The following is a 13,896-nucleotide window of genomic DNA, read 5'->3' on the forward strand; positions in this document are numbered from 1 at the left end:
GTCTGCTGTCGTATCACGGTTCAATCTCCATTTTAAGACTACACAAAAATAGCCTTACTTTTTCAATTATCTTATTTTCTGGAGCGATTGTTAGCAAACCTGTTGATGCCTGATTACTTAAAATTTGGCTGTTTCCATCAGTAAAATTAACCAACACGTTATAATTTCCTGGGGCCACAGCCAGTTCGAGCGTTTCTTGTGCACGCTGCGTAGCAATACCAGTGGATGGAATAATAGAAGACGAGTCATTTTGATTTTCTTCGAGTTGTATCAGGCTTGCCCAGACTTGATTCCCTGCCGGAACATCAATCCATAAGACATCATTAAGGTTGTATGCTCCTCCATTTTTTTGCACCTTTGAACGCAAAAAACGAGTATACGCACTCGCGGACAAAGGTGGGTCTGTTGGCAAGACGCCTATGGCTGGATATGCACCATATCCCGTGCGAACAGTAACCTGGCCCGTAGCCTTCAAATAAGCGGATGCGACCCATGCCGATTGGGTGCTGTCGAATGTTTGCTGTAAGGCTAAGCGCGCGTTGGACGTTCCTGACGTGTTATCTAAGTGATACGCCATTCCGTTGGTCAAGGATGCAATGCCTGCGGCACTTTGCATAGCAAAGTCATCAACTATGCTTAAGACAGCACTGGCCGCTCCTGTTTTGTAGACGCCTGATAACGTTTGTGGAGCACTTGGCGCACTGCTAATGTTGGATGATGCGGTTTCCAAAAGCAGACCACGCTCAGGTCCGCTGCCGTAAAGTCGCGCTTCATTCACAGACACTTCAGTCAGGATGCCAGTTTCTGTCGACACAACAGCAGAGGTGGCGCGAGAAACATTCCAGCTCGAAGTATAAAAGTCGTTCGAAAAGTCCCATACCTCTAATGGAACGCCATATTGCGTGGAGGCATAGGCCTTTAGCTGTGCATTACCCCAAACGGTGGCGTGAAGAAGCGCGAGAGTCATTACCAAGCCACCATGATATCTGTTGCCGTCGTACCTGTGGCGTGAATGCGACAAATCTCAAGGGGATGCCACCCGGCTTGAAGTGAAGGCGTTGCCACAGTCTCACCACCAAGCGTGGTGACACGAAGAGTCCCCGCGACGCCGACATAAATCATCTGAGGCACGTGTCCCAAGTCAGTGGTGTCATCGGGAGTCACAATTGCGAGATGTGTCGGTGAACCGATACGCTGAACACTACGGCCTTGAAATTGGTTCTCTGAAGTCATCATGATAGCCCTTGTATGCTTGGAATAACGATGCTCGCAAACTAGCTATAGCCTCTCAAAGAACAGTAAATTCGGCGGCCCCTCTACTGCAAACCCGCGCAACACTGATCACGATTGTTAAGCGCAACGTTGCTATCAATGCCCCCCCCGTCACTTGTATTCAGATGAACGGAATAGGAGCGGCTCCGGGTTGATAGTTAAAGTCATGCCGTGTCCTTTCGCCGATCCGCTTTGCCGGTATTCCAGCATATACGCCATATGGATCAGTCGATTTTGTTACGACGGAATGTGCTGCAACAACACAGCCCTCCGCGATAGTAACCCCAGGCAACACTGTAACTCTTGGTCCAATCCAGCACCAATCACAAACCTCAATCGGCGCAAAGATCGTTGCAAAGCTTGCATCTTGATAGTCATGTTGGGCGGTCCAAAAAGCAGCCTCTGACGAAACATTTACATTTCGGCCAAATCTTAGCCCGCCACGACCATCCAATTCACATCCATTACCAATTGACGTACCGGCTCCAATTTTAATCTTGCGACTGCCGCGCATCCGCGCTCCGCGATAGAGAGTTGCATGTTTCCCGATCGAAACCCGGGAAACATTTTTATATAAAAAATTCCGTATTGTATGAGACGGCAAAGACCCGATGAACTCAGTTAAAAGAAGGTATGCACCATAAGCTAAAGCCTTTACCGCCATCGCCTAACCCTCAACACTAATGGGCAATTCCAGACCATGTTCTTTCAAAAGCGCAGTACGTCTGGCTGATTTGAGGTCTTCCATCACCATCTCTGCACACATTTCTTTCGCAGTAATTTCTGGCGTCCAACCCAGCACTTTTTTGGCTTTACTCGGATCACCCAATAGCGTCTCCACTTCGGCGGGACGGAAATAACGCGGATCAATTCGCATCACGACATCGCCAACTTTGAGCGCAAGGGCCTTGTCTCCTTCAATAGATGTAATTGTTGCGATTTCATCGACACCTGTTCCGGTGAACTCAAGCTCGATACCAAGTTCGCGGGCAGACCATGTGATAAACTCACGCACAGAATACTGAACACCTGTGGCGATTACGAAGTCTTCGGGCGTGTCTTGTTGCAACATCATCCACTGCATCCGCACGTAGTCTTTGGCGTGACCCCAATCGCGCAGACTGTCGATGTTACCCATGTAGAGGCACTTCTCAAGTCCCATAGCCATGTTGGCTAGACCGCGGGTAATTTTGCGAGTTACAAAGGTTTCGCCCCGGCGTGGGCTCTCGTGGTTGAACAGGATGCCGTTGCAGGCATACATGCCATAGCTTTCACGGTAGTTCACCGCGATCCAATAGGCGTAAAGTTTGGCCACAGCATAGGGCGAACGCGGGTGGAACGGGGTTGTCTCTTTTTGCGGAATCTCTTGCACCAAACCGTAAAGCTCAGAGGTCGAGGCCTGATAGAACTTGGTCTTTTTCTCAAGACCAAGGAAGCGGATGGCCTCCAGAAGCCGCAGCGTGCCCATAGCATCGACATCGGCAGTATATTCAGGAGCCTCAAAAGACACAGCAACGTGCGACTGGGCGCCAAGGTTATACACCTCATCCGGCTCAATATCGCGCAACAGGCGCGTCAGGTTGGAACTGTCGGAGAGATCACCGTAGTGCAGTTTGAAACGTGCATTGTCTGTGTGTGGGTCTTCGTAAATGTGATCCACACGCTGCGTGTTAAACAAAGACGCACGGCGTTTAATCCCGTGGACCTCATAGCCCTTTTCCAAAAGAAACTCCGCGAGATACGAACCATCTTGTCCCGTCACCCCCGTAATCAGTGCCTTTTTCATGTCTTCACCCTTTAACTGATGTGCTTTGATCGCGTTCGCGAACCTTAGGTGCCAATTGGCACAGTTTTGTTTCAAGTTTACAGATGATTCTATCCATATCCCAGTTAGCATTCGCGCTGAGGCGAGCTTGTTTACCAAAGGCCGCACGCTGCTCCGAATCATCCAAAAGCGCTTCAATAGTGGATGCAAAAGCTGCAACATCCCCAGGAGGCGTGACAATGCCACTGCCTTTAAGTTCTTGGGCCAAAGCGGTGTCTGGCCCAGCCGTCGCTATGACTGGACGCCCGGAAGCAAGCATGTTGGTCAATTTGGATGGCAGAACAAGCTCTGCAACACCCGCAATTTGTGGCAGCAAATGCACATCAGCCATGCCAAGCGCATCGCTCAGTTTTTCAAGCGGTTGCAAAGGTAAGAACTGGATATTGTTCAACCCTTCCGCCGCATCTTTGAGTGTCGAAAGAAACGACCCTTCACCGCATATCACGAAGGTCAGATCATCGCGGTGCTGCAACAAGCGCGCAGCTGCAGGGATGATTTCCAGCCCCTGCTTGGCCGCCACATTGCCGGAATAATACGCAACATATTTTGTTGTGATCCCAAGCTCTTCGCGCATAGGAGACACCCCTTCGACCACAGTGACCCGGGACAGGTTCGCCCAATTGCGAAGCTCGTATATTTTCGCTTGAGGTACACCTTTTTCATGCAACTTATCGAGCATCGGCTGTGAGATTGAACTGATTATATCGAAGCGGCCAAGCATCCAGCGCTCAAAGGCAAGTGCCATCCGTCCCAAACGACTTTCAGAACCAATTGCGCCCGTGGCAAATGCAGCTTCGACCTCGAAATCCTGCACGTGGAGCCAAAGCTTGGCTCCAGTTAAACGCGCGGTGGCCCAGCCACTGATCGCAGACACAAGGGAGGGCGCGACCACAAAGACCACATCAGGCCTCTTACGCACCGCATCTCCAAGCAAACGCGGCAGGGCGGTCAGAGCAAAGCTTGCATAATGAATCATTCGGGATTTTGCAGTCGGAATTTGGGGGACATAAAGCGGACAATGAATAACCTTTGCTCCGCTATCGGTCATGATCGTCCGATAGCGGAATTGCGGCCAGCCTTCACCCAGTTTCCATTGAGGATAGTAGGGATGGGCGCATACAACTACCACGTCATGGCCACGGGCAGAAAACTCATCTGCTAGTCCGGTTGAGTAGACCGCGATGCCAATTTTTTCAGGGGCGTAATTCAGCCCAAGAATTTGTATCTTCACTTTAACCTCTTCCGCCATACGCCCTACTCTTAGGCTTCGGCAACGTCTTGGGCAGTTCCTCAAAACGCACTCACATCGTTGCCAGAGACCTAAATGAAAACACCGCTATCCGCAAACTTTCGCTGCTAAAACTGCCCGATACTTAGCCGCTGCCTTCAAAAGTGTCACAAATAGATCAGAGAGTATCACAATTACTCAAATCAAGGCTGCGGCACGGTTTGCTTTGAGTCGCGCTACGTGACACATAACAACAGTAGGAAGAAATTGGTGTGAGGTATGACATGGAAAAGAAAATTTACGTTGCCGGGCATCGCGGGATGGTTGGCGGGGCAATTCTGCGCAAACTTGAAGACCGCCGTGCCACAGGTAAAAACTTGATACTTCTTACACGGTCGTCCTCGGAACTGGATTTAACAAACCAGCAGGCCGTTCAGGCATTCATGCATGACGAAAAACCAGATGAAGTCATCCTTGCCGCAGCCAAAGTCGGAGGGATTATCGCCAACAACAGCTATCCAGCCCAGTTCATTTATGAAAACCTGATGATCGAGTGCAATGTGATCAATGCCGCTTATGAGGCAGGCGTCAAAAAACTGCTGCAACTCGGGTCCTCTTGCATCTATCCCAAAATGGCCGAACAACCGATGAGAGAAGAAGCCCTTTTGACGGGCACTCTTGAGCCGACAAACGAACCTTACGCTATTGCCAAGATTGCCGGAATCAAGCTGTGCGAAAGCTACAACCGGCAATACGGTGTGGATTATCGCTCTGTCATGCCCACAAACCTCTACGGGCCAGGGGATAATTTCCATCCTCAAAACTCCCATGTCCTGCCTGCTCTGATTCGTCGTTTTCACGAAGCGGTCGAAAACAATACAAAGGTAGTGACCATTTGGGGGTCAGGCAATCCGATGCGCGAGTTTCTCCATGTTGACGACATGGCGGAGGCGTCGCTTTTTGTGCTGGATCTGGATGACACAACCTATCAAAGCGAAACTCAGCCAATGCTGAGTCACATCAACGTGGGGTCTGGTACCGATGTCACCATCCGTGAATTGGCCGAGATCGTTGCTGAGGTCACGGGATATAAGGGCAAGCTCGCATTTGATGCAACCAAGCCAGATGGCGCACCACGCAAGCTGATGAATGTCAGCCGTCTTGCTCGGCTGGGCTGGACTGCATCCATTCCGTTGCAAGAGGGCGTCCGGGAGACTTATGCTTGGTTCCTTGAGAAGGGGCTGGCAGGGCTACGGTCGAAGTGAGACCGCGCCCTTCCACTTTCCAGATTTGGGGAGTGTTGCAATGAATGCAACTTATCCCTTAGCCCCTTGGCCGCGCGAATAGACATCCTCGTAGCGGATGATGTCATCTTCGCCGACATAGGAACCGGTTTGCACTTCAATCAGCACCATCGGCACTTTGCCGGGGTTTTCCATCCGGTGGACCGCGCCAAGCGGGATGTAGACGGATTGATTCTCTGTCACGAGTTTAACCTCGTCATCCACCGTTACACGCGCCGTGCCTTCAACCACGATCCAATGCTCGGAGCGGTGGAAATGGCTTTGCAGGCTGAGCGCCGCGCCCGGATGCACATGGATGCGTTTCACTTGGAATCGCCCGCCAACAACAAGGCTCTCAAACCAGCCCCAAGGCCGGTGATCTTTTGGGAACATCGTGGCTTGCGCAGCACCTTTGGCTTTGAGGGCCGCCACGGCTTTTTTGACGTCCTGTGCGCATGACATATCTGCCACCAACACGGCATCATTCATGGCAATGGCCATCACATTCTTAAGGCCGATCCCAACGATTTCGAGGTGTTCACTGTCAGAGCGCAACAGGCTGTTTTCACAATCAATCGCGGTGGCTTCGCCAGAGGTCACAACACCGTTCGCATCCGGGCCCAATTCACGCCACACCGCATCCCAGCCGCCAAGATCGGACCAACCGCCGTCAAACGGCACAACTGCCAAATTGGCGGCGCGTTCCATCACCGCATAGTCGATAGAAATATCTTCGGCCTGTGCCCAAGCCTCCGCATCCAAACGCAAGAAACCAAGATCCACCTGAGCGGTTTCGACAGCCGCGGCCACAGGAGCGGTCAAACCGGGTGCGTGCTCCGCAAAAGCTGCGATGATATCTTTGGCTTTGAACAGGAAAATCCCCGCGTTCCACATAAACGTACCTGCGATCACCATTTCGGCGGCGCGCTCCGCATCTGGTTTCTCAACAAACTGTTTGAGATCAATCGCAGTGCCAGAATCATCCGGCTGAGTAGTCAGTTCGAGATAGCCATAGGCGGTCTCAGCATGGGTTGGCTTGATGCCAAAGGTCACAAGCTTGCCATTCTCTACTGCGGCAAGACCTTTCTCAACAGCCGCATGAAACGCCGCCGTATCCGGCACGACATGATCAGAGGGCGCAACAAGCATGATCGCCTCAGGATGCGTCGCTGACACATGCAAAGCCGCCGCAAGAATCGCCGGAGCCGTGTTGCGCCCTTCGGGCTCAATCAGGATGGCACCAGGATCAATGCCGATGGCTGACAATTGTTCCGTAACGATAAACCGAAAATCAGAGCCCGTCAGAACCACAGGAGCTGCAAATTTAAGCTGATCCGTGCCGCCACTGAGACGTTTGGCCGATGCCTGAAACAAGGTTTGTTCATCCACCAAAGGGACGAATTGTTTGGGATAGCTTTTGCGCGACAAAGGCCACAGGCGGGTGCCAGAGCCACCACACAAAATAACGGGCGTGATACATGCAGAGGTCATGATGTAGATCTGTCCTGTCGTTGGGTCATCTCGAATGTCTCATCTATCAGTATTCACCCTATGTGACACCTAGGTTTATGAAAAAAGGGGGAATAGCCTAAATTTTAGCCGCTCCATTCCACTTAATGTCAAAAGCCACATAAACTCGCCAAATTATCTCAAACCGACTAAAAAACACACGTTTTCAGGTGCTGAAATTTATACCACCCCCCTAAAAGCGGGCCTTCACATGAATTAAATCGTCTTCTGATTGCATTGAGTCGTTCGACAAAATGCACGCTCTGTCCAACAGAGGTGGCTTTCATCGCCGCGAGCCGTTTTAAGTGTTTTTGAACCGACGCCATTAATGCTAAGACCACCTAGGTTACAAATATCTGATGGAAGGCTCTCCAACATGGCTCCCTCTTTTGGCACCAGCGGTTTGCGCGGCCTTGTAAGTGAACTTAGCGAAGAGGTCGTCTCAGATTATGTGCACGCATTTTTGACGACCGTACCCGAATGTGACACCCTCTACGTCGGCCGAGATTTGCGCCCCTCTTCTCCAGACATCGCAGAGATTATTTGTCGTGTGGCACAGGGTGCTGGTCTCAATGTTGTGGAGTGTGGCGCTCTCGGTACACCAGCCCTGGCTTTGGCATCAATGAAGGCAGGGGCAGCGGCGATCATGGTCACTGGTAGCCACATTCCCGCAGATCGCAACGGGTTGAAATTCTATGTGCCTCAGGGCGAAATTTCGAAAGCCGACGAAGCGAGAATCGGAGAAGCCTATGGCGCGCGTCGCCGTCGAACCGGAACGACGGGCAGCTTGGTGTCTTTGCCGGAGGCCGAATCCTTATATGTGAAACGCTATGTGGATGCCTTCGGGCCCGGAGCGCTCGACGGTCTTCGCATCGGTGTCTATCGCCATTCCTCGGTGGCCCGCGATACAATGGAACAGATTTTGACTGAATTGGGGGCGCAGGTTGTGCCTTTGGCGCATTCCGACACATTCATTCCCGTCGATACAGAAGCCGTCGACACAGAAACTCGTGCGAATCTGATTGCATGGAGCCAAGAGCACGCCCTCGACGCTGTAGCCTCGACTGATGGCGACGCCGACCGTCCGTTGCTGACAGATGCGGCAGGCAAAGTTATCCCCGGAGATGTGCTTGGGGTTTTGACCGCTCGCGTGTTGGATGCCAAAATGGTGGTCACGCCAGTCTCTTCAAATGACATGGTGCGCCGATGCCCAGAGTTTGACCATGTGAGCCTCACCCGAATCGGGTCACCCTTCGTCATTGCAGAAATGGAACAGGCCAGCGCCGATGCGCGCTGTATTGGGTTTGAGGCGAATGGCGGGTTCTTGCTGGGCTTTGACGCAACAATCGTGGGCCCTCTTGCCGCGTTGCCCACGCGGGATTGCATGTTGCCCATCCTTGCGCCTCTCTATGCCGCCAAACAACAAAACGCTTCCTTGGCCGCTCTGGTCTCTGCCCTGCCTCAGTGCTTCACGGCTGCCGACCGGCTTCAGGAAATTGATCGCGCCAAAGCGGCCCTCTTTCTGACCGGCCTGATTGACGACACTGCAAATCGCGCACAGTTTTTTGCCCCCTTCGGATCTCTTTCCGACATCGATTTGACGGATGGCCTACGTGTCGATTTCGAAAGTGGGGATGTGGTGCATTTACGCCCCTCAGGCAACGCACCAGAGTTTCGAATCTATGCGCAATCCAGTTCTGAACTCCGTGCAAAAGATCTTACCGCACAAGTGCGCCATGCCGTCGCTGTTGAACTGGCCAGTTGAATGGCGACGGCAATGCGCCTGCAGCGAAAGAAACACATCATCGACATTTTCTACCGCAGGCCAATGGATATCCATCCGCAATCACACTACAGACAACGCAACCCTTTTAATGAGTTGAGAAGCCCGTGTCGCAAAACAATAAGCCCCTGAACACTGCCGCAACCGATGAAGATGTCATTGATCTTGGAGCGCTGTTTGGCGTCCTTTGGCGCAAAAAACTATGGATTCTGGCGAGTATTTTTGTTTTTGCCTGTCTGGGCGCCTTCTATGCCTTGGGTGTTGTTACCCCGAAATATCGCGCCACATCTGTGATTTTGTTGGATACCTCGGGTCAACAATTGCTTGATCTCAGTGCGGTTCTGCCCAGCCTTGGGACAGATTCCGAAGCAATCAACACCGAAGTGGAAGTCCTGAAAAGCCGTAGATTGCTTGAGCGCGTTGTGTCGGTTGCACATTTGACGGAAGATCCCGAGTTTAATGCGGCACTGCGCCCCTTGAGCCTGAAAGACACATTGAAGAACGCCTTGACGGGGGCAGAACCAAAAGACGCCTCAGACCAAGAACAGATAACCGCTGCGATCAACGCCGTTCTGGAGCGCATATCCGTGCGCAATATCCCCAACACCTATATCTTGCAGGTGACCATGGAGACCGAAGACGCACAAAAATCTGCAACTCTCGCCGACACCATCGCCGAACAGTATATTCTGTACCAAATGGACGTTAAATTTGAAGCCACGCGAGAGGCCTCGGAATGGCTCACCTCGCGTGTGGCCGATCTCAAACTGGAACTGGAACAAGCCGAGGCTCGCGTTGCGGAGTTTTCGACCAATTCTGAAGCGGTAAGTATCGAAAGTGTTCAGGCGCTTGATCGTCAACTCAAAGAGCTCCGTGATCGGCTGACAACCACCCGCGCCACATTCAACGAAGCCGAGCTTCAGTTGGCAAATCTTGTCGCTCTCGAAAGCGCCTCTGCTCAGGAAAAGGCAGAGAAGGCTGGCGATGCGCGACTGACCACCCTGTTGCGCGAAAACGGTGCCGGTGCCGAGTTTGATGCGCGGTTCGAACAACTTCTGTCCCGTGCCAAGACGCAAGTTCAAAGGACAGAGGCTCAGGTCCAGTCGCTTGCGTCCAGTATCGAAACACGCGAAGCCGAAATCGCGAAGCAAAGTGATGAAATCATCCAACTTCAGCAATTGTCGCGCGAAGCCGAAGCCAGTCGGTTGCTCTATGAATATTTTCTCGGGCGCCTGAAAGAAACCTCGGCGCAAGAGGGCATTCAACAAGCCGACAGCCGGATTTTGTCCAACGCGGTTTTGCCCGACTCCCCATCGGAACCGCGCAAGTCGCTTATCCTGGCCATGTCAATGATCCTTGGGGCGATGGCTGGCAGCGGCGGGGCTTTGCTGTGGGAAATGCGGCAAAACGGCTATCGCCAAGCCTCCGATCTGGAAGCTGACACCGGGTTGTCTGTGATGGGGCAAATTCCGCTCTTACCAACGGATAACCGCCGCCAAGGACTTGAATATCTGGCGGAAAAGCCGACTTCCGCCGCGGCCGAAGCCGTTCGCAACCTGCGCACCTCGGTGTTGTTATCTGGCCTCGACAAAGCGCCACAGGTGATCATGTCGACCTCCTCTTTGCCGGGGGAAGGCAAAACCACAGTGTCTTTTGCCTTGGCCCAAAACCTGGTTGGGTTGGGGAAAAAAGTGCTCTTGGTTGAAGGGGACATCCGCCGCCTCGTCTTTAGTCAATATCTCGACGTCAAAGACGCCAAGGGGTTGATGAGCGTCCTGGCCGGTGACGTTTCTTTGGAAGATGCCGTCATCCATGACTCTGTGCTCGGGGCAGATATTCTTGTAAGCGAACCAAGCAATGTGAACGCCGCCGACATCTTGTCTTCGCGGCGCTTCATCGAGTTTCTGGAAGCGGCCCGAACTGCCTATGACTTCGTGATCATTGACACGCCCCCTGTGCTTGTCGTCCCCGACGCGCGGGTGGTGGCACAACAGGTGGACGTCGTTCTGTTCACCGTACATTGGGATAGAACAACGAAGTCCCAAGTGCGCGATGCTCTTCGTATGTTTGAAACTGTCGGCGTCACCATCAGCGGCATTGTGCTCAACCAAATCGACCCAAAAGGGATGAAGCGGTATGGCTATGGGGATTCATATGGGGCCTATGGGTCCTACGGGAACAAATATTACACGAACTAATCGCCCAAACCGGGCGAAATCGGCTTGTATCTTTCGGGTGAGGCGTGAAAGCCTCGGTTGCGGGAGATCGGCAAAACAGAATGGTTTTAAGGGCTGTTTTTCGCTATGACGAACCAAAGTCCTATGGGTTTTAGACAAGGAATGACTCCATTGCGTATAGCTGTTGCTCTTCTTATGGCACTTTCACTTTCGTCGTGTGGTGCTGTTTATCACAGCCAACGGGTTGTCTCCGGGACAACAGACGACGCAAAGGTACGCGTGGTACCGGTCACGTCACAAAGCGTCCTTGTCGCGAATCGGTCTTCCTATACACCACGCGACATTCCTGCAGTCTTTCGCAGCACGGCAGGTATGGGTGGCGGCCTCAGGGGCACGGGGGCGATCCCCGAGCCGTCCTACACCGCTCAGACCCGTCCGAATGTACTCGAAACCCGGTTGCCACCAGAAAGACAGCCACAACCTTATAAGATCGGCGTTGGCGATGTCGTGCTTCTCGCAACCCCTGCAGGATCTTCAGTCGAACAGCTTTCGGGTCTTTTGGCCGCGCAAAACAGCCGCCAAGGCTACACTGTGCAAGACGATGGCAGCATCGCAATCCCGGATGTCGGACGCGTTGCCATTGCAGGCCTGACACTTGAAGAAGCCGAAGCGACATTGTTCCAAAGCTTGGTCTCTGCGCAGATCGAGCCGACCTTCAGCCTTGAGATTTCTCAATTCAACTCCAAAAAAGTCTCTATTGGCGGTGCCGTCCCCAAACCCGGCGTGGTGCCCATCACGCTCACCCCGCTCTACCTTGACGAAGCTTTGGCAGGCGTGGGCGGCACAACGGCCGCAAACATGGATTACACGTCCGTGCGCCTCTACCGCGACGGCACCATCTACCAAATTCCGCTCGAAGCGCTTTATTCAAACAACAGCCTGCAGAAAATTCCGCTCATGTCGGGCGACAGTATCTTTGTCGATGACACCTACCAACTTGATCAGGCGTCAGCCTATTTCACTCAGCAAATTCAACTGGCCTCCTATCGCCAGGACGCACGCACTGCAGCCCTTTCGCAACTGCAAACCGAGGTGTCTCTGCGCCGTGCCATGCTTGAGGAAGCCCGTTCAAATTATCGGGCTCAGGTCGAATTCGACGCCACAGATCGTGATTATGTCTATCTGGCCGGCGAGGTCAAAAAACAGGGCCGCTTCCCACTTCCGTTGGCTCGCAAAGCCAGTCTGGCCGATGCCATTTATGAAGGCGCGACCGGCCTCGCGACGACAACAGCAGATCCGCGACACATTTATGTTCTGCGCGGTTCGGAAGATCCGATGGAGTTCGATGCGCTCACCGCCTGGCAACTGGACACAAGCAATGTGGCGACACTCACCTTGGCCACCCGATTCGAATTGCGCCCAAATGACATTGTCTTTGTCGCTGAACAGCCGATTGCCCGCTGGAACCGGGTGATCAACCAAATCACACCGTCCATTCTCAGCATCAGCGCCAACGCAGTCCAATAAGACACGTCCTTGACGCATTATTATTCAGCGGCACACATCCCGCTTTGCGCAAATCTTAGCGCAAAGCGGGATGTGAACGCAAAAAGTGGAGGTTTCAGGCATTTCCCCATATAATCAGGGGCAAAAATAGGTTATGTAGAACCTAAGCCTGTAACACGCGTTTCTTTTGTTTAAAGAGGCGCAAATCTAGATAGCGAGTCACTCATGCCCAAATTTGCCCTTCTTTTGCTCTCCGCCTTTGCGCTCACTGCAACTGCAGCCGCTGCCGAAGTCACAACCGCAACTGATACTGAAATCAATTGCGAAGACGAGGCCAACAAAGACAACGAAGCTTGCTTGGCGCTGCCTGGCGCAGATGATGCGACCAACTTCTTGCCTGGCATCGCCCCCGCTCTTTTTGCCGGCGGTGTTGCAGCTGCGAGCTTGGCTGGTGGGAGCACCACCTCGACGACATCAACCACCTCCACAACAAACTAAGCTGTGCCGCAACTGCGGCATAAGCTCTAGATCATCAAAAGGCACCAACTTTGGTGCCTTTTTTTATTGATCGTCGGACAACGCGCCCGCAGCGTTCAACCCTTTTTTAGGCTTTGCCTGCTTTACTCCACAGTGAGCCGATGGGGATCGGTGTGCTGGGGTGAGAACACCCCGTCTTATCACGTGGGGTGATTTCATGTTTTTCAAACAAACCAAACGTGCGCATTTTGCGCGCGCTCCTAAACTATTTGCCTTTGGCGTTTCGGCACTAAGCGCAACTCTTTTGATGGCATCCATGACAACAGCCGCCCATGCTGCGCGGCCAAACTCTCAAGTACCGGGGGCAACAATCGTCATCACCGGCGACCCAGGGGGGAGTGTCCGTGAACGATACAATGAGATTCGACAGATCAATCAGTTGGGTCAAAAAGTGGAAATCCGCCGCGGAAACTGTATGTCGAGCTGTACTATGTTTTTGGGAGCGAACGATGTGTGTGTCTCCCCTCAAGCGGTTTTGGGATTTCACGGCCCCTCAAACCACGGTGCAAAACTTGCGCCTGACAAGTTTGAAAAGTGGTCTCGGGTGATTGCGTCCCACTATCCGGAGGCAATTCGAAACTGGTATATGACAAACGCGCGTTTTAAAATTTACTCTGCCACACGTTTGTCGGGCGCCGAGTTGATCCGCCTCGGCGTTCGGCCCTGTCCGTAGACACACCAAATCCCGTGCGGGCCGATTAAGCGAGCGAAAGTCTGCCGCCGGGCCAAGGCGATGCTCTTGTTCTGTCATAGGGTGAGACAAAAGCGTTGAGACG

At 52.7% G+C, this 13,896-nt stretch carries 12 protein-coding genes; 6 read left to right on the forward strand and 6 right to left on the reverse strand.

Going from position 1 to position 13,896, the window contains the following annotated elements; all coding sequences use genetic code 11:
• Window positions 1–13: 13 nt before the first annotated feature.
• The 5 genes from B30_RS22080 to B30_RS01395 all read right to left on the reverse strand — a co-directional run bounded on the left by B30_RS22080 (window position 14) and on the right by B30_RS01395 (window position 4,346).
• A complete protein-coding gene (locus B30_RS22080) occupies window positions 14–967 on the reverse strand; it encodes a hypothetical protein (RefSeq protein WP_157789774.1) in 954 nt (317 codons plus the stop codon).
• The gene (locus B30_RS22700; protein WP_420042211.1) at window positions 967–1,236 is read right to left on the reverse strand and encodes a spike base protein, RCAP_Rcc01079 family; all 270 of its coding nucleotides are present in this window, start codon (window positions 1,234–1,236) and stop codon (window positions 967–969) included. The genes B30_RS22080 and B30_RS22700 overlap by 1 nt, the downstream gene beginning before the upstream one ends.
• A gap of 157 nt (window positions 1,237–1,393) precedes the next feature.
• Window positions 1,394–1,936 carry an acyltransferase gene (locus B30_RS21620; RefSeq protein WP_081583649.1) on the reverse strand — a complete coding sequence of 181 codons (543 nt, stop codon included), beginning with the start codon at window positions 1,934–1,936 and terminating at the stop codon, window positions 1,394–1,396.
• Between the two features lie 3 nt (window positions 1,937–1,939).
• Window positions 1,940–3,058, reverse strand: a complete 1,119-nt coding sequence (gene gmd, locus B30_RS01390) for a GDP-mannose 4,6-dehydratase (RefSeq protein WP_009570187.1) — start codon at window positions 3,056–3,058, stop codon at window positions 1,940–1,942.
• Window positions 3,059–3,062: 4 nt separating this feature from the next.
• On the reverse strand, window positions 3,063–4,346 hold the full coding sequence (locus B30_RS01395; RefSeq protein WP_009570188.1) for a WcaI family glycosyltransferase: 1,284 nt from the start codon (window positions 4,344–4,346) through the stop codon (window positions 3,063–3,065).
• A gap of 263 nt (window positions 4,347–4,609) precedes the next feature.
• On the opposite strand from B30_RS01395, the gene fcl reads away from it, so the two are divergent.
• On the forward strand, window positions 4,610–5,590 hold the full coding sequence (gene fcl, locus B30_RS01400) for a GDP-L-fucose synthase (RefSeq protein WP_009570189.1): 981 nt from the start codon (window positions 4,610–4,612) through the stop codon (window positions 5,588–5,590).
• Window positions 5,591–5,641: 51 nt separating this feature from the next.
• On the opposite strand, the gene B30_RS01405 is transcribed toward fcl, so the two are convergent.
• Window positions 5,642–7,099: a mannose-1-phosphate guanylyltransferase/mannose-6-phosphate isomerase gene (locus B30_RS01405; protein WP_009570190.1), complete on the reverse strand. Its 1,458-nt coding sequence runs from the start codon at window positions 7,097–7,099 to the stop codon at window positions 5,642–5,644.
• 394 nt (window positions 7,100–7,493) lie between these two features.
• Here B30_RS01405 and B30_RS01410 point away from each other — a divergent pair, with 394 nt between their 5' ends.
• The 5 genes from B30_RS01410 (at window position 7,494) to B30_RS22085 (ending at window position 13,793) form a co-directional block, all read left to right on the forward strand.
• Entirely contained in the window at window positions 7,494–8,882 is a 1,389-nt protein-coding gene (locus B30_RS01410) for a phosphomannomutase (protein ID WP_009570191.1), read from the forward strand.
• 125 nt (window positions 8,883–9,007) lie between these two features.
• Window positions 9,008–11,098 carry a GumC family protein gene (locus tag B30_RS01415; RefSeq protein WP_009570192.1) on the forward strand — a complete coding sequence of 697 codons (2,091 nt, stop codon included), beginning with the start codon at window positions 9,008–9,010 and terminating at the stop codon, window positions 11,096–11,098.
• Between the two features lie 351 nt (window positions 11,099–11,449).
• Window positions 11,450–12,604 (forward strand): polysaccharide biosynthesis/export family protein, encoded by a 1,155-nt coding sequence (locus tag B30_RS01420; RefSeq protein WP_009570193.1) that lies wholly within the window; start codon window positions 11,450–11,452, stop codon window positions 12,602–12,604.
• A 204-nt stretch (window positions 12,605–12,808) separates the two neighbouring features.
• Window positions 12,809–13,081: a hypothetical protein gene (locus B30_RS01425; protein WP_009570194.1), complete on the forward strand. Its 273-nt coding sequence runs from the start codon at window positions 12,809–12,811 to the stop codon at window positions 13,079–13,081.
• A gap of 196 nt (window positions 13,082–13,277) precedes the next feature.
• Window positions 13,278–13,793: a hypothetical protein gene (locus tag B30_RS22085; RefSeq protein ID WP_009570195.1), complete on the forward strand. Its 516-nt coding sequence runs from the start codon at window positions 13,278–13,280 to the stop codon at window positions 13,791–13,793.
• The last annotated feature ends 103 nt before the right edge of the window (window positions 13,794–13,896 follow it).

The sequence above is a fragment of the Celeribacter baekdonensis B30 genome, assembly GCF_000299875.1.
Classification (GTDB): domain Bacteria; phylum Pseudomonadota; class Alphaproteobacteria; order Rhodobacterales; family Rhodobacteraceae; genus Celeribacter; species Celeribacter baekdonensis_A.